We start from the raw sequence: 17,132 nt of genomic DNA on the forward strand, positions 1-17,132 counted from the left end.
TCCATTTAGGCTATATAAAACAAATTACATGCCAGCAATATGGTGGTATAAGAAAATTGACATTTATTTGCGGTTCATGAGTTTACAAATTGCTTCTTTAAATTCAGGTTCTAACGGCAATTGCTATTATGTAGGTAATAGCAACGATGCGGTTTTGGTGGATATTGGCCTCTCCTTAAGGGAAACTGAAATTAGGATGAAACAGCTGAATTTATCGGTAGATAAACTCAGAGCTATTTTTATTTCGCACGAACATACCGACCATATAAAAGGGGTTTCTACTTTTGCAAACAAATACAAAATACCTATTTATATAACACCTGAAACGGCAAAGGGTGGACCAAGGCTAATAAGACCATTGTCAAAAACTTTTGAGGCAAACCAACCAATTTGTATTGGTAAAGAAGCCAACCAGTCAGCTGAAGCTTCATTAATTGTTACCCCTTTTTTAAAAGAGCATGATGCAGCAGATCCACATAGTTTTATTATTAGTTATCAAGGAATTCATGTAGGAGTAATCACAGATATTGGTATTGCATGTAATAATGTTACCCATTATTTTCAACAATGCCATGCCGCTTTTCTAGAATCTAATTACGACGAAGTATTGCTTAAAAATGGGCGTTATTCGCAACCATTAAAAGAAAGAATCTGTAATGGCAAGGGGCATATTTCTAATAGACAAGCATTGGAACTATTCAAAAATTATCGGCCAAAAAACATGAGCCATTTGTTACTCGCCCATTTATCAAAAGAAAACAATAGTCCTGAATTGGCATTGCAAAACTTTCTACCGCATGCCAACCAAACAAAAATACTTGTAGCATCAAGATATGAACCCAGCCCATTAATAGAGATTGCCCCAATTCACAGATATGAATTGAATTTATTGCAAAAACCCAAGCCCCTTTTGAAAGCCACGCAAGGAACTTTATTTGGTTAGATAATGGGTATATTTGATGAAATACCTACACCATGAAAAAGTTATTAATTGTCTATTTGTTCTTTGCATTTGCAACAGCATTAAATGCACAACAAAAAAGCCCTTATACCTTATTTGATGCGAAAGGCAGAAAAGTTTCATATACAAAAATGATTCGCCTACTAAAAGAAAAAGACATAGTTCTATTTGGTGAATACCACAATAATGCAATTGCACACTGGCTTCAATTAACGGTAACGAAAGACTTACATGCCAAAAGGCAAATGGTTTTGGGGGCAGAAATGTTTGAAGCAGACAATCAAAGTGCATTAAATAATTATTTAGCTGGAAAACTGAGTGCAAAAGGATTGGACTCTAATGCACGTCTCTGGAAAAATTATCCAACCGATTATGCCCCATTAGTAAATTATGCAAAAGCAAATAACATCCCTTTTATTGCAACCAATATCCCCAGAAAATATGCAGCATTGGTAAACAAAGGAGGTTTTGGAAAATTAGATAGTTTAACCAGCGAAGAAAAAAAATGGATGGCTCCCCTACCAATGTCGTACGATGCCTCATTGCCTGGATATGTAAATATGATTAAAATGATGGGCGTTCATGCAACCGAAAATATGCCCAAAGCACAAGCAAGTAAAGACGCCACCATGGCACACTTTATATTAACCAACCATACCAACGGATCACTCTTCTTGCATTACAATGGTGCATACCATTCTGATAATTTTGATGGAATCAATTGGTATTTAAAGCAACAAAAACCAAGTTTGAAAATAGGGACCATTTCTACCGTAAGTCAGGCCAATATAAAAAGTCTGCTCGCCGAAAATTTAGGCAAAGCAGACTTTATAATTTGTGTAGATATAGATATGACCAATACTTACTAAGGGTATAGTAAATATTTTTTTCGCATAGTTTTATACTCAGCTAATCCAGGTTCCCAAGAAGCGTAAATTTCTTCTACCGATTTTCCTTCTGCAACTTGTTTGCGAAATGTATCGTTGCCAATTAATTTATTGATGTCTCCTATTTGGTTACTCTGAGAGCGATCAAAAAATTGATCCTTAGCAGGGAACTTATTATAGAGGTCAATCATCCATTGAATTTGAATGCGATTTTTCTTTTTCAAATCTGCGATATTTACATTGCGAAGATCTAAACCATAACATTCCTTATTCATATGCAATGGCGTTTCAGCCATGCCTTTGATGCTAATGGGGGTAAATGAAAAATCATAAATGCCTTTGTACAAAGGACTTCCAAAAATGGTAAAAGGGAACATAGTACCTCTGCCATGATTCAATACCGTTCCTTCAAACAAACAAGTAGTTGGATACAATAGTATACTTTGCTGTGTATTCAAATTAGGTGAAGGCTTAACGGGCAAAGTATAATCCATATCATGCGCATAATTGGCTACTTTAATGATTTTCAATTTGGCCTGCATTTTATTGGGCAACCATCCTTCGCCATTAATCATTTGAGCAAACTCTGCAATGGTCATACCATGTGCAATGGGTATAGGAAACATACCAATGCCCGACTTAAATTTCATGTCTAATATTGGGCCATCCACTAAGTATCCGTTGGGATTGGGCCTGTCTAAAATCAATAGTTCTTTACCATTTTCTGCACAGGCTTCCATAATATGACTCAACACATTAATATAGGTGTAGAACCTACATCCTACGTCTTGAATATCGAATATCATAAGATCTACATCGGCCATGTCTTCTTTAGAAGGCTTTCTCTTAGGCCCATACAAAGACACTACTTTTACCCCGCTGGTAGGGTCTACTTCGTCTGCTACTTTTATACCAGCACTGGCATTGCCTCTGAACCCATGTTCTGGACCAAATACTTTAACAATATTTATGCCCTTCTTTAACATGCTGTCTACAAAATGCTTATCGCCAACAATAGTAGTTGGATTAGCTAATAATGCTACTCGCTTGCCTTTTAAATAAGACAAATATTTATCTGTTTGATCTGCCCCTGTTTTAATGGGTTTGTCTTTAATTGGGGTTCCTGCAATAGCAACAGTTGCAATCAACCCAATCAATAAAAAAGGTAATATTATTCTTTTCATATTTAGGAAATTGGCTTTAAAACTTAATTATCATAACCACCAGCACGCTTGGCTTTGGTTTGTGTTGGCCATGTTTGTGGACCACGAGGACCTGCAGGCAATTCCGCTTTATCGGTTGGCATACGCTCAGGATCTTCACAAGCCATGTATACCAAAATGGCCGTTAAAATGGCGTTATTGCGAACATCATCAAAAACAATTTTATCGTAAGTGTCTCTATTGGTATGCCAAGTATAATTAAAATAAGACCAGTTTAATGCGCCTAATGAAAAGGCAGGTGCACCAACTGCAATAAATGATGCATTATCAGAGCCCCCACCAGCTGGAGAACCAGGGAAACTAGTCTTAACCGTATCCTTAATATAGGAAGGTGCTGCTGCTAACCAACGAGTAATAAAATCTTTTGCATACTTAAATCCGGCACCACCTAAATTAACCACACGACCAGTACCATTGTCTTGATTAAATAATGCTTGCAAATTTTTAACCACTTCAGGATGGTCTTCTACATATGCACGTGAACCATTTAGCCCTTGTTCTTCTGAACCCCAATGGCCTACTAAAATTGTTCTTTTGGGATTGGGATACACTGCTTTTAAAATACGCATTGCTTCCATCATTACCAAAGTACCTGTTCCATTATCCGTAGCACCGGTACCACCATCCCATGAATCAAAGTGTGCAGATAACATCACATATTCATTGGGTTTTTCTGTTCCTTTTATTTCTGCCAATGTATTGAAAGTAGGTACTACGCCTAATTCTTTAGATTGTGCAAACACCGATATTTTTGGTGCTTGACCAGATTCGGTTAACCTAAACAACAACGCATAATCTTCTAATGCAATGTCAATAGTGGGCACTTTTTTGGTATTGGCTGCAAAAATTTTGTTTACGCCAAAACCATTGCTCCATAAGCTTCCTACCACTCCTACGGCTCCTGCGTTTTCTAAAGCTTGTGCTAATTTAGCAGCACTCAAACCAGTTTTGCTTATGCGTTTGCGCCAAGCATCGGTAGCTTCAGCGCGCTCTTTCTTCATTTTATCTATTGATGCTTTAGAACCAAAGTCGGCCCAGTTATAATCTGGACGTCCGGTTGGCTGTGGCATTGATATCAATACAAATTTTCCTTTAACATTGGGTAACCATGCTTGAAATGCCAATGAGTCTGCAACATCAGCCAATACAATGGTTTCTGCAGTTACTGGCTTTTTAGTAGCTGGGCTAAATGCCAATTGCGTGCCTTCTAAAGATTTGGTCCATGGAGCTACCATATCAATATGGGTTACGCCTCTATCCCATCCTCTCCAAGTTCCATAATTTTCCCTCTTTGCTTCAATGCCCCAATTTTTATATTGTGCAATAGCCCAATCACTTGCTTGAACCATTTTAGAAGAACCTACTAAGCGCGGTCCTACTCCATCCATTAACTCATGACCCAATCTTTGTAATTGAGAATTGGTATTGGCTTCTTTAATAATGGCTTCTACAGTAGGGTTTAACTTCTCCTGAGCCACAACGGGCAAAGCTATTAACCCCAGACCCACCACTAGTAGGCTGAAAGGTTTGTTTAATTTTTGCATCATATTTTTCATAAGGTAATAATACAAAACTTCTGTAAGAGTTCGGTATGATTCGGCTGTATTATGATGGATGGGTGAAACTTATATTCCTAAATTAAATTGAGCTGCAGTTGCTTTGGCAATTTCATATCCTGCATCGGCATGTCTTATTACACCCATACCTGGATCATTGCGTAAAACCCTTGCCAGTCTTGCAGCAGCATCATCTGTTCCGTCTGCTACAATTACCATTCCAGCATGAATAGAATACCCCATTCCAACGCCACCTCCATGATGAAGAGAAACCCAACTGGCGCCTCCTGCTGTATTTACTAAGGCATTTAATACTGGCCAATCGGCTACCGCATCTGAACCATCTAGCATGGCTTCGGTTTCTCTATTAGGAGATGCAACAGAGCCTGTATCTAAATGATCTCTTCCTATTACTATTGGGGCTTTTACTTTTCCGGTTCTCACCAATTCATTAAATGCCAATCCTGCTTTTTCTCTTTCACCTTGCCCTAACCAACATATTCGCGCAGGCAATCCTTGAAACGCAATTTTTTCCTTGGCCATTTTCATCCAACGTTGCATGCTTTTATTTTCAGGAAAAAGATTTTGTATTACTTCATCTGTTACAGCAATATCTGATGGATCTCCACTTAAAGCAGCCCATCTAAAAGGCCCCTTACCTTCACAAAACAACGGGCGTATATAGGCGGGCACAAAGCCCGGAAAATCAAATGACCTTCCGAGGGCATAGGTTAATACATTACCATTTGTTTGTTGCTGTTCTTCGTATTCTTTTGCCCTTGCTCTAATATTGTTTCCATAATCAAACGTAATGGTCCCTTTATCCATTAATTGCAACATCAATTGAACATGTAAATACATGCTTTCATAACTTTTAGCAATATATTTTTCTGGATCAGCCGCTCTCATTGCAGTAGCTTCTGCATTACTTAACAGATGCGGTATATAACCAATCAATGGATCGTGTGCAGATGTTTGATCGGTTAGCGTATCGGGTATAATATTTCTATTTAGCAAGGCTTGCAATAAATCAATTGCATTGCACAACACGCCAATACTTTTGGCTTTACCTGCTTCTTTGTAAATTAATGCTTGGTCAATGGCCGCATCAATGTCAACAAATTTTTCATCAAGGTATTTGGTTTCTATTCTTTTGTCAATGCGCCATTCTTCTACTTCGGCAATTAATGCAACGCCTTCGTTCATGGTAATAGCCAGCGGCTGTGCTCCACCCATACCGCCTAAACCTGCTGTAACATTTAATATGCCTTTTAAACTTCCATTAAAATGTTTGTCGGCTAAAGCGGCATAGGTTTCAAAAGTACCTTGCACAATTCCTTGCGAACCTATATAGATCCAACTACCCGCAGTCATTTGGCCATACATCATTAAACCCTTCTGCTCTAACTCAGAAAAATGCTTCCAATTGGCCCAATTGGGCACCAACTGAGAATTGCTCAACAAAACCCTTGGAGCGTCTTTATGGGTTCGCATTATTCCAACGGGCTTACCACTTTGAATCAACAGGGTTTCGTTGTCTTCTAATGATTTTAATGATTCAATAATTTTATCTAATGCTTCAAAATTTCGCGCAGCTTTACCTCTACCTCCATATACAATTAGGTCTTCAGGTCTTTCTGCTACCGCAGGATCAAGGTTGTTCAACAACATTCTTAACGCTGCTTCTTGCACCCACCCTTTACAATTTAATTGAGTTCCTATTGGGGTCTTGTATTTTTGGTAATCGTAAGACATAATCGGCAATTTTAATGATATCGTTAGTAAGCTAAGTCTTCGTAGGCAGATTGCAATTCATTATAGGAATGCTGGTCTTTTGCAGCTTTGGCTGCTTCCATTCCCTTTTCGTACCATTGAATAGCTGAAGCTGTTTCCCCTACTCGTTCTAATAATTTGGCTAAATGATAATAGGAACCAATATAAGTGGGATCTTCTGTTAAAATGGCTTCAAATAACTCCTTGGCATCTGCATCATTGCCAATCTTAATCCATTCTAATGCCAATGCGTGGCGCAAAAAGGGATCTTTTGGATTTGATAGCAACATTTCTTGAATTCGAGCAATTCTATTCATCGGGCTAAAGTATGAAATTCCTTACTTTTACTGTGTGGAAAAAGACAATATGAAAGACGAGGAAAAGGAATTGGACAATGCCCTCTCCAACGAAGCCCTGTCTAAAATGGAAAACAATATAACGAACGCAGAATTAGCTGCTTTGGCTTCTTTTTTTGCAAAAGAAATGAAGAAGGGAAACGACCAGCCAATAGCAGATGAATAGTCCCCGAAACTTTTTGGTTATTTTTTGGTTAAATACAAACAGTTATTAGTTTCACTCAGTATATTTGCAATAGTTGCATAAACAACTATTTAATAGATAAACCATAACCATATGAAGATTTTAGTTTGTGTAAGTAAAACACCAGACACTACTTCTAAAATTGCCTTTACCGATGGCAATACCAAATTTGATGAAGCAGGTGTACAATGGATCATCAATCCCTACGATGAATGGTATTCATTGGTGAGAGCCATTGAATTAAAAGAAGCTAACCCTGCAGCAACAATTCATTTAGTAACGGTGGGTAATGCAGACGCAGAACCAATTATAAGAAAAGCGTTGGCATTAGGTGGAGATGAAGCAATTAGAGTAAATACCGACAATAGTGATGCTTATTTTATTGCAGCACAAATTGCGGAAGTAGCTAAACAAGGCGGGTATGATCTCATCTTTACCGGAAAGGAAACCATTGATTACAATGGATCTTCTATTGGTGGCATGGTTGCCGAATTAGTTGATGCCCCTTATATTTCATTGGCTACCAAATTCGATTTAAATGGAACCACTGCAACAGTTGTTCGTGAAATTGATGGTGGCGAAGAAACTGCTGAAGTAGCTTTACCGGTAGTGGTAAGTTGCCAAAAAGGAATGGCTGAGCAACGTATTCCAAATATGCGTGGTATTATGGCTGCAAGAACAAAGCCACTAAAAGTGGTTGACCCCATTGCAATAGATGCCCTTACTAGCATACATAGCTTTGAATTACCACCTGCAAAAGCCGGTGTTAAATTAGTAGCTCCGGATAATGTTGCCGAGTTGGTAAGATTACTGCACGAAGAAGCAAAAGCCATCTAATTTTTCAAAGCGTTTTGCAACGTTTTATTAACTACTCAAATTTTTAAAAATGTCTGTTTTAATATTTATTGATCAATCAGAAGGTGTTGTAAAAAAATCTTCTTTAGAAGCACTTACTTATGGTGCAGATTTAGCAAAACAATTGGGTACAAGTGCCGAAGGAATTGTGCTAGGAACAGTTAGCGATGACTTAGCTGCTTTAGGTAAATACGGAGTAAGTAAAATTCATCAAGTTAATAACGCTTCACTTAATAATGTAGATGCACAAGTTTATGCAAGTGTATTAAGCGAAGCAGCTACTATTGCTGGAGCAACTGTATTGGTATTTTCTCATAACCAAACGGGTAAAGCAGTAGCTGCTAGAGTGGCTGCAAAACTAAAAGCAGGATTGGTTGCAGGTGCTTGTGCATTGCCAGATACCAGTAATGGTTTTTCTGTTAAGAAAACGGTATTCTCTGGTAAAGCATTTGCTCATGTGAATATACTATCTGCAACAAAAGTGATTTCGTTAAACCCGAATTCATATAAAACTGTTGCAACAGAAGGTACTGCTGTTGTTGAAGCATTGGCTGTAACAGTAAGTGAACCAAAAGTAAAAGTAACTGCAGTGAATAAAATCACTGGAGAGGTCCCATTAACTGAAGCAGATATAGTAGTAAGCGGAGGTCGTGGATTAAAAGGCCCAGAACACTGGGGTATTTTATTAGACCTTGCCAAAGAATTGGGAGCTGCTACTGCATGTAGTAGACCAGTTGGTGATGCGCATTGGAGACCACACCACGAACACGTTGGACAAACAGGGGTACAAGTTGCGCCTAACTTGTACATAGCCATTGGTATATCTGGTGCTATTCAACACTTAGCTGGTGTAAATAGATCTAAAGTGATTGTTGTCATCAATAAAGATCCTGAAGCTCCGTTCTTTAAAGCAGCCGACTACGGTATTGTAGGAGATGCATTTGAAGTAGTGCCTCAGTTAACTGCTGCTATTCAAAAAATGAAAGCAGGTGCTTAACCTAAATTAATTCCACCTTTTTCTCGATAGTCTTCACGCAATGGCGTGAAGACGTCGAGTATAAAACAGTCGGTTATAGCAAGTCCACTATGCATGGTATTAGAAGGGATAACAAAAACCTGCCCCGGTTCTAATACATGTTTTACTCCCTCAACAGTTAATTCAAAAGTACCATCTAAAATATAAGACACTTGTTCCTGCGGATGCGAATGTGTTGGTAGTACTGCATCTGCTTTCGCTTTTACATGAGAATAGGTTGCATTGGCAGTATGAATAAACTGCGCATCATATCCTGCTATTAAATTGCAGGAAGGAATTTCATGAATATTAAACAAAGGCATAGTAGCTGTTTTAGCCACACAATTTGCACATAAAATTTGGTAGTTTTGCATCTATGCAAAAATCGTCTTCTAATGCCCTTTCTTTTTTTAGAACAATTGGATATGCCGAGGGAATTTCTTTATTGATTTTATTAGGAATAGCCATGCCACTGAAATATCTAGCGGGTTACCCATTGGCAGTAAAATATACGGGTTGGGCACATGGACTTTTATTTGTTGCGTATTTATCTTTGGCTTTATGGGTAAAAGAGCAAGAAAACTGGCCTTTTAAATATTTGATTAATGCTTTTTTAGCAGCCTTTTTCCCATTTGGAACTTTCCTTTTCGACAAATGGCTGAAGAAACATGGCCAAGCATGATTCATTCGTATTTTTAAGTTAATTTAGCACACAATATGAAGAAGATTGAATTGGAAATTGTAGCGCTTTCTCACAGCATTACACAAACCCACTCTTACGCTGTTGTATTGGGTGAAATAAATGGATTACGAAGACTTCCCATTGTAATTGGAGGGTTTGAAGCGCAAGCCATTGCGGTAGCATTAGAGAATATGCACCCCAGTCGACCACTCACCCACGACCTCATGAAAAACTTCATGAATGCTTTTGGCGTTGAATTGCAAGAAATCATTATCAACGATTTACAAGAAGGAATTTTCTATTCAAAATTAGTTTGCTATACCGATAACGACACTGTTGAAATAGATAGTAGAACCAGCGATGCATTGGCATTAGCAGTAAGATTTGGTTGCCCTATTTATACCTATGATAATATTTTAGAAAGTGCAGGCATTGCCATGGAAGAAGGAGGTACTGCAAAACCCAAAATGGAAGCAGTAGGCTCAGAAGAGCCTGCAGGTAGTAGCGAGCGTTCAGACCTAAGTTCACTCAATATTGAAGAGCTGAATAATTTATTAAATGAAGTATTAGACCAAGAAGATTATATCAGAGCTATTGCCATTCGTGACGAGTTGAAAAAAAGAAAATAGTGCTTTGCACAAAAGCCCATGGTCATTTTTCCCAACTGTAAAATTAATTTAGGACTGCATATCACCGGAAAAAGACCGGATGGTTTTCATGAATTAGAAACCGTATTTTACCCTGTTCAATTAAAGGACATATTAGAAGTAGTGACTTCCACTACACAGCATTTTCAATCTACCGGATTAGACATTCCAGGTAATACTGAAACCAATCTTTGTTTAAAAGCCTACCACTTATTAAAGCAAGATTTTCCAGACTTACCCAGCGTTCACATGCACTTGCACAAATTGATTCCTATGGGTGCAGGATTAGGAGGAGGAAGTGCTGATGGTGCATTTGCTTTGCGTTTACTAAACGAAAAATATAAATTAAATATTACTAACCAACAATTGATTGAATATGCTGCAAAGCTGGGAAGTGACTGTCCTTTTTTCATCATGAATACCGCTTGTTATGCAACTGGTAGAGGCGAAAAATTGAACCCAATTCAACTTGATTTATCTAACTATCATTTTGTGTTAGTAAACCCAGGGATTCATGTAAATACAAAGTGGGCTTTTGAACAAATAACGCCAACCCCATCTAGAAAAAATCTAGTCTCCATACTTGAACAGCCCATTGAAGAATGGCCCAATCATTTGTTCAATGATTTTGAAGCCCCAATAAGTAAAGCTTATCCTGAAATTGAACATATTAAAACGCTGCTATATCAGCAAGGAGCAAGCTATGCCGCCATGAGTGGAAGCGGCTCTACTGTATTTGGAATATTTAAAACAAGACCCTCCAACAATATTCATTCGGCATTTAATGGTAGCGTCTTTATCACAGCTTAATATTTATCTAAAATTATATTTATTTTATTAGATAATATTTAAACTTACAACCATTAGTTTAAATATTATTTTCAATTACTCGCTTTTTTTATTAATTTAGTTCAGATTGCCGCCATTATTAACCCAAGTTTAAACTGGACTAAATGTTTAGTAACCAAAACAATGGAGGCCTCTATAATCCCCAATTTGAGCACGATGCCTGCGGTATTGGATTTGTTGCCAATATCAATGGACACAAGAACCACCAATATATATCGGATGCTTTAACCGTATTAGAAAATATGGAACACCGAGGCGCATGTGGATGCGAAGTAAATACAGGAGATGGCGCTGGTATTCTAATTCAAATTCCACATGAATTCTTCTTCGATGAATGTATTCAATTAGGGAAACATTTACCCGATGCAGGAAAGTATGGTGTGGGAATGATTTTTTTTCCAAAATCGGTTGGTCTGCGTGAAGAATGTAGAGATATTTTTAATCGCGCAGCAGAAAAATTAGGATTAGAAATAATTGCATACAGAAAGGTACCAGTAAACAAATTGGATATAGGCCCAACTGCTTTGTCGGTAGAACCTTGTATGGAACAAGTTTTCATTGCTTGTCCCGACCATATTCAAGACCAAGAAGCTTTTGAACGAAAATTGTTTATCCTACGCAATTATGCTTCACATACTATTAATAATACCATCCGAAAAGATGAAATTGGGTTTTATATTGTTTCGCTTTCATCTAGAACCATTATTTATAAAGGGCAACTAACCAGTCATCAGGTTCGCAACTATTTTACCGATTTGTCTAACAAGAGAATGGTATCGGCATTTGGATTAGTTCATTCAAGGTTTGCTACCAATACTTTCCCTTCCTGGAAATTGGCACAGCCCTTTAGGTATATTGCACATAACGGAGAAATCAATACCCTTCAAGGAAATTTAAACTGGTTAAGATCAAGCGAAAAAGGATTCACTACTCCAGCATTTACCAAAGAAGAATTAGACATGATTCTTCCTATTGTTACCAATGGGCAATCGGATTCAGCATGTTTAGATAATATGATTGAATTACTCACATTAACTGGGCGCTCATTGCCGCATGTAATGATGATGTTGATTCCTGAAGCTTGGGATGGCAACAGCAGCATGGACCCTATTAAAAAAGCTTTTTACGAGTACCATGCCTGTTTAATGGAACCATGGGATGGTCCGGCTTCCATTTCCTTTACTAATGGACAAATGATAGGCGCAACACTAGATAGAAATGGGTTAAGGCCTTCTAGATATACCATTACACACGATAACAGAGTAATCATGGCTTCCGAAACAGGTGTGCTTCCTATAGACCCTGCTAACGTAAAAGAAAAAGGCCGATTACAGCCAGGCAAAATGTTTGTGGTAGACATGAGTGAGGGCAGAATTGTTTCTGATGATGAATTAAAAGAAAAAATTTGTTCGCAAAAGCCTTATGCGGAATGGTTGAACAAATACAAAATTCGATTAGAAGAATTGCCTGAGCCCCGGGTGATGTTTACGCATTTAGAACACGATCAAGTATTTAAATACCAAAAAGCTTTTGGTTATACAACAGAAGATTTAGACACTATTATTGCCCCAATGGCCATTGACGGCAAAGAACCAATTGGATCAATGGGCAATGACGCACCATTGGCCATTTTAAGTAACCAACCTCAACATTTAAGCGCTTATTTTAAACAGCTTTTTGCTCAAGTAACCAATCCGCCAATTGATCCCATTCGTGAAAAAATGGTCATGTCGTTGGCCACATTTGCAGGCAGCAATGGAAATTTATTGGTAGAAGAACCCACTGCATGTCATAGTGTAGCATTGCAACATCCTATTTTAAACAACCATGAGTTAGAAAAAATAAGAAGTATTGATACAGGTGTTTTTCAAGCAAAAACTTTACAAACTTATTTTAGAGCAGATGGCAAAACGGGCTCTTTAAAAGCAGGCATAGATAGACTATGTAGATATGCGGTTGATGCAGTTCAAGATGGATTTGAAGTGATTATATTAACAGACCGAGCCATCGATTCGGACCACGCCCCTATCCCCTCTTTATTAGCAACTGCTGCGGTTCATCATCACTTAATTAAGAAAGGGTACAGAGGTCAGGTGGGTTTAATTATTGAAGCTGGAGATGTTTGGGAAACCCATCATTTTGCTTGCTTAGTAGGATTTGGCGCTACCGCTATTAATCCATATTTGGCTTTATCTTCTATTAGAGACATGAAAATTTCTAATAAAATAGACAGCCCATTAGATGTTGAACAGCTCAAGAAAAATTATATAAAAGCGGTGAATGATGGCTTGTTAAAAGTGTTTTCGAAAATGGGCATTTCCACTTTGCAAAGTTACCAGGGTGCACAAATATTTGAAATCATTGGAATCAATAGTAATGTTGTTGATCAATACTTTACAGGGGCCACATCAAGAATAGAAGGAATGGGATTAGATGAAATTGCCAGAGAAACATTGGCTAAACATTTTTTTGCTTTCAGTAAGAAAAATAAAACCATTGATAGATTACCCGTTGGAGGGGTATACCAATGGAAAAGAAAAGGGGAATTTCATTTATTCAATCCACAAACCATTCACTTGTTGCAAAATGCAACTAAGAGAAACGACTATTCAACTTTCAAAAAATATTCGTCATTAATTAATAACCAAAGCGAACAAGCATGTACACTTAGAAGTCAACTTGATTTTAAAAGCAATCGACCTTCTATTTCAATAGATGAAGTAGAGCCAGCAGAAAATATTTATAAACGATTTGCAACCGGCGCTATGTCGTTTGGATCTGTTTCTTGGGAAGCACATACTACACTAGCTATTGCCATGAATAGACTAGGTGGCAAAAGCAACACCGGTGAAGGGGGTGAAGATGAAATAAGGTATACCCCACTACCGAATGGAGATTCTATGCGTTCTGCAATTAAACAAGTAGCTTCTGCAAGATTTGGTGTTACTGCACTTTACTTAACCGAGGCAGATGAAATTCAAATTAAAATGGCGCAGGGCGCCAAGCCTGGAGAGGGCGGGCAATTGCCAGGTCATAAAGTAGATGATTGGATTGGAAGAACAAGACACGCCACCCCAGGTGTTGGATTAATTTCACCTCCACCCCATCATGATATTTACTCCATTGAAGATTTAGCCCAATTAATATTTGATTTAAAAAATGCCAATCGCACTGCACGTATTAATGTGAAATTGGTTTCTAAAGCTGGGGTTGGTACCATTGCGGCGGGGGTGGTAAAAGGAAAAGCGGATGTTGTTTTAATTGCAGGTCACGACGGTGGTACTGGTGCTTCACCTGTTAGTTCGGTTAAACATGCCGGACTACCTTGGGAATTAGGCTTAGCAGAAACCCATCAAACCTTGGTAAAAAATAAATTACGCTCAAGAGTAATTGTACAGGCAGATGGTCAAATGAAAACAGGCAGAGATATAGCTATGGCTGCATTATTGGGTGCAGAAGAATGGGGTGTTGCAACTGCAGCATTAATTGTAGAAGGCTGTATTATGATGCGAAAATGCCACTTAAATACCTGCCCAGTAGGTGTTGCAACACAAGACGAAACTTTGCGTAAACGTTTTACAGGAGACCCCAATCATGTGGTGAATTTTTTCAAATTTATTACACAGGAATTGCGCGAAATAATGGCTGAATTAGGTTTTAGAACCGTTAATGAAATGATTGGTCAAACAGACTATTTACAACAAAGACCAGCTATTCATCATTGGAAATACACCCATTTAGATTTATCAAAAATATTGTATAAGGAACCTGCAGATGCAAATACGGGTTTATATGCCCAGGAATTACAAGACCATGGTTTAACAGAAGTACTTGATTGGAAATTATTGGCTACTGCAAAATCAGCTATTGAAAAAGGTGAAAAAGCATATGGAGCGTTCCCGTTAATTAATACAGATAGAACAGTGGGTACCATTGTATCCAATGAAATTACTAAGCTTTACAAAAGCAAAGGCTTGCCCGAAGACAGCATTCATTTTAAATTCAAAGGAACCGCTGGACAAAGCTTTGGTGCTTTCAATACTTGTGGACTAAAATTAGAATTAGAAGGAGACGCCAATGATTACTTTGGCAAAGGACTTAGCGGAGCTAAATTGATTGTTTATCCAGCTGCTTCCGCACAATTTATTGCAGAACAAAATAGCATTATTGGAAATGTTGCACTATACGGAGCAACAAGCGGTGAGGCTTATATAAGAGGAAAAGCTGGTGAACGATTTGCAGTTAGAAATTCAGGCGCCAAAGTTGTAGTAGAAGGAATTGGAGATCATGGCTGCGAATACATGACTGGAGGCATTGCAGTTATTCTAGGTAAAACAGGAAGAAATTTTGCTGCTGGAATGAGTGGTGGTATTGCATACATATATGATACCGCCAATGAATTTGCAGCCAATTGCAATCTTGAAATGGTTGAGCTAGATCCACTAGATGAAACAGACTCCATTCAACTAAAAGCATTAATTCAACAACACTTCAATTACACAAACAGTAGTGTTGCAGCATTCATTTTAAAAGATTTTGAAAACCAATTAGCCCATTTTATAAAAGTGTTCCCTACAGACTATAAAAAAGTATTGGCTAAAAAAAATCAACACACCACTGTTTTAAAATAATTACCATGGGTAAACCAACTGGATTTTTAGAATTTGACCGACTGATTCCATCAAAGCAGTCTACCAAGGAAAGAATTACTCATTATAAAGAATTTGTTGCCCCATTAACAGAGCAAGCATTAAACCAACAAAGTGCAAGGTGCATGAATTGTGGTGTTCCATTCTGCCACAATGGTTGCCCTTTAGGAAATATCATTCCAGAATTTAACGATGCAGTATACAAAAAAAACTGGGCAGAAGCTTATGAAATTCTTTCTTCTACCAACAACTTCCCTGAATTTACTGGAAGAATTTGCCCTGCCCCATGCGAGTCTGCATGTGTGTTGGGTATTAATCAACCTCCTGTCACCATTGAAGAAATAGAAAAGCATATTATTGAAATTGCCTTTGAAAAAGGATTAGTCTTACCTAATAAGCCAATAACAAGAACAGGTAAAACCATTGCTGTTATAGGATCTGGACCGGCAGGTCTTGCTGCAGCAGCCCAATTGAATTATGCAGGCCATCTGGTAACAGTATTTGAAAGAGATGAAGCACCAGGGGGCTTACTAAGATATGGCATCCCAGACTTTAAATTAGAGAAATGGGTAATTGATAGAAGAATTCAATTAATGGAAGAAGAAGGCGTTATTTTCAAATGCAATGCAAATGTGGGCGTAACCATTAGCATCAACGATTTATTGCGCGAATACAGTGCAATTGTATTGGCCGGAGGGTCTACTATTCCTAGAGACTTAAATATAGAAGGCCGTCTACTGAATGGGGTCCATTTTGCAATGGATTACTTAAAACAACAAAACAAAAGAGTTGCATCTATTCATTTTGACGAAAGTCCATTACTAGCTACCAATAAAAATGTGGTGGTGATTGGTGGTGGAGATACTGGAAGTGATTGCATTGGTACTGCCAATAGACAAAAAGCCGCCAGTATAACGCAATTTGAACTAATGCCCCAACCCCCAGTTTCAAGAAACAGCCATATGCCTTGGCCACAATATCCATTTATATTAAAAACCACTTCTTCGCATGAAGAGGGTGCACAAAGAGAATGGGCAATTGCAACTAAAAAATTCATTGGAGATGCAAATGGCAATTTGAAATCGTTGGTGACAGTGCAATTGGAATGGGAAATTACCCAAGACGGAAAAACTGCTGGATTTGTAGAAATAGCCGGAACCGAAAAAGAAATTCCTTGTGAATTGGCCTTATTGGCAATGGGATTTGTGAGCCCCCAAAAAGAAGGGCTATTAAATAAATTAGAAATTGAACTAGATGAAAAAGGTAATGTAAAAGCAAATGAAAAGCAGTACCAAACCAATATACAAAAAGTATTTGCTGCAGGCGATATGCGCAGAGGACAAAGCTTAGTAGTTTGGGCCATTAGTGAAGGCAGAGAATGCGCTAGAAAAGTAGATGAATATTTAATGGGCAGTTCTTTATTAGAATCAAAAGACATAAACACTGTAATGAGTGCCTACCTATGACGATTTATTGATTAGCTAATTCATTTTTT

General features: G+C 38.0%; 15 protein-coding genes. 10 read left to right on the forward strand and 5 right to left on the reverse strand.

Features of this window, described 5'->3' with window-relative positions; translation table 11 throughout:
- Nucleotides 1–28: 28 nt before the first annotated feature.
- A complete protein-coding gene (locus Q8S25_RS03180; RefSeq protein ID WP_305534790.1) occupies nucleotides 29–943 on the forward strand; it encodes an MBL fold metallo-hydrolase in 915 nt (304 codons plus the stop codon).
- Nucleotides 944–975: 32 nt separating this feature from the next.
- Complete coding sequence (locus Q8S25_RS03185) at nucleotides 976–1,830, forward strand: ChaN family lipoprotein (RefSeq protein WP_305534792.1); 855 nt, start codon at nucleotides 976–978, stop codon at nucleotides 1,828–1,830.
- Here the strand turns inward: Q8S25_RS03185 and Q8S25_RS03190 are convergent.
- The 4 genes from Q8S25_RS03190 to Q8S25_RS03205 form a co-directional block, all read right to left on the reverse strand.
- Complete coding sequence (locus tag Q8S25_RS03190) at nucleotides 1,827–3,032, reverse strand: DUF1343 domain-containing protein (protein ID WP_305534794.1); 1,206 nt, start codon at nucleotides 3,030–3,032, stop codon at nucleotides 1,827–1,829. The genes Q8S25_RS03185 and Q8S25_RS03190 overlap by 4 nt on opposite strands.
- Before the next feature lie 23 nt (nucleotides 3,033–3,055).
- Nucleotides 3,056–4,627: a M20/M25/M40 family metallo-hydrolase gene (locus Q8S25_RS03195; protein ID WP_305534796.1), complete on the reverse strand. Its 1,572-nt coding sequence runs from the start codon at nucleotides 4,625–4,627 to the stop codon at nucleotides 3,056–3,058.
- Between the two features lie 69 nt (nucleotides 4,628–4,696).
- Nucleotides 4,697–6,382: a urocanate hydratase gene (gene hutU, locus Q8S25_RS03200; protein WP_305534798.1), complete on the reverse strand. Its 1,686-nt coding sequence runs from the start codon at nucleotides 6,380–6,382 to the stop codon at nucleotides 4,697–4,699.
- Between the two features lie 23 nt (nucleotides 6,383–6,405).
- Complete coding sequence (locus tag Q8S25_RS03205) at nucleotides 6,406–6,717, reverse strand: tetratricopeptide repeat protein (protein WP_305534800.1); 312 nt, start codon at nucleotides 6,715–6,717, stop codon at nucleotides 6,406–6,408.
- Between the two features lie 34 nt (nucleotides 6,718–6,751).
- Here Q8S25_RS03205 and Q8S25_RS03210 point away from each other — a divergent pair, with 34 nt between their 5' ends.
- The 3 genes from Q8S25_RS03210 to Q8S25_RS03220 all read left to right on the forward strand — a co-directional run bounded on the left by Q8S25_RS03210 (nucleotide 6,752) and on the right by Q8S25_RS03220 (nucleotide 8,792).
- Nucleotides 6,752–6,922, forward strand: coding sequence for a hypothetical protein (locus Q8S25_RS03210; RefSeq protein WP_305534802.1), 171 nt, complete (start codon nucleotides 6,752–6,754; stop codon nucleotides 6,920–6,922).
- A gap of 111 nt (nucleotides 6,923–7,033) precedes the next feature.
- Entirely contained in the window at nucleotides 7,034–7,777 is a 744-nt protein-coding gene (locus tag Q8S25_RS03215; protein ID WP_305534804.1) for an electron transfer flavoprotein subunit beta/FixA family protein, read from the forward strand.
- Nucleotides 7,778–7,826: 49 nt separating this feature from the next.
- The gene (locus tag Q8S25_RS03220; RefSeq protein WP_305534806.1) at nucleotides 7,827–8,792 is read left to right on the forward strand and encodes an electron transfer flavoprotein subunit alpha/FixB family protein; all 966 of its coding nucleotides are present in this window, start codon (nucleotides 7,827–7,829) and stop codon (nucleotides 8,790–8,792) included.
- Here Q8S25_RS03220 and Q8S25_RS03225 read toward each other — a convergent pair.
- On the reverse strand, nucleotides 8,789–9,133 hold the full coding sequence (locus Q8S25_RS03225; protein WP_305534808.1) for a cupin domain-containing protein: 345 nt from the start codon (nucleotides 9,131–9,133) through the stop codon (nucleotides 8,789–8,791). The two genes, Q8S25_RS03220 and Q8S25_RS03225, sit on opposite strands and share 4 nt — an antisense overlap.
- A 53-nt stretch (nucleotides 9,134–9,186) precedes the next feature.
- On the opposite strand from Q8S25_RS03225, the gene Q8S25_RS03230 reads away from it, so the two are divergent.
- From Q8S25_RS03230 to Q8S25_RS03250, 5 genes are all read left to right on the forward strand, one after another.
- On the forward strand, nucleotides 9,187–9,492 hold the full coding sequence (locus tag Q8S25_RS03230; protein ID WP_305534810.1) for a DUF3817 domain-containing protein: 306 nt from the start codon (nucleotides 9,187–9,189) through the stop codon (nucleotides 9,490–9,492).
- A gap of 35 nt (nucleotides 9,493–9,527) precedes the next feature.
- Entirely contained in the window at nucleotides 9,528–10,121 is a 594-nt protein-coding gene (locus Q8S25_RS03235) for a bifunctional nuclease family protein (protein ID WP_305534812.1), read from the forward strand.
- Between the two features lie 18 nt (nucleotides 10,122–10,139).
- Complete coding sequence (locus tag Q8S25_RS03240; RefSeq protein ID WP_305534814.1) at nucleotides 10,140–10,949, forward strand: 4-(cytidine 5'-diphospho)-2-C-methyl-D-erythritol kinase; 810 nt, start codon at nucleotides 10,140–10,142, stop codon at nucleotides 10,947–10,949.
- A gap of 143 nt (nucleotides 10,950–11,092) precedes the next feature.
- Complete coding sequence (gene gltB, locus Q8S25_RS03245) at nucleotides 11,093–15,619, forward strand: glutamate synthase large subunit (RefSeq protein WP_305534816.1); 4,527 nt, start codon at nucleotides 11,093–11,095, stop codon at nucleotides 15,617–15,619.
- Nucleotides 15,620–15,624: 5 nt separating this feature from the next.
- The gene (locus Q8S25_RS03250) at nucleotides 15,625–17,103 is read left to right on the forward strand and encodes a glutamate synthase subunit beta (protein ID WP_305534818.1); all 1,479 of its coding nucleotides are present in this window, start codon (nucleotides 15,625–15,627) and stop codon (nucleotides 17,101–17,103) included.
- Nucleotides 17,104–17,132 lie beyond the last annotated feature (29 nt).

The organism is Sediminibacterium sp. (assembly GCF_030695065.1).
Lineage (GTDB): Bacteria > Bacteroidota > Bacteroidia > Chitinophagales > Chitinophagaceae > Sediminibacterium.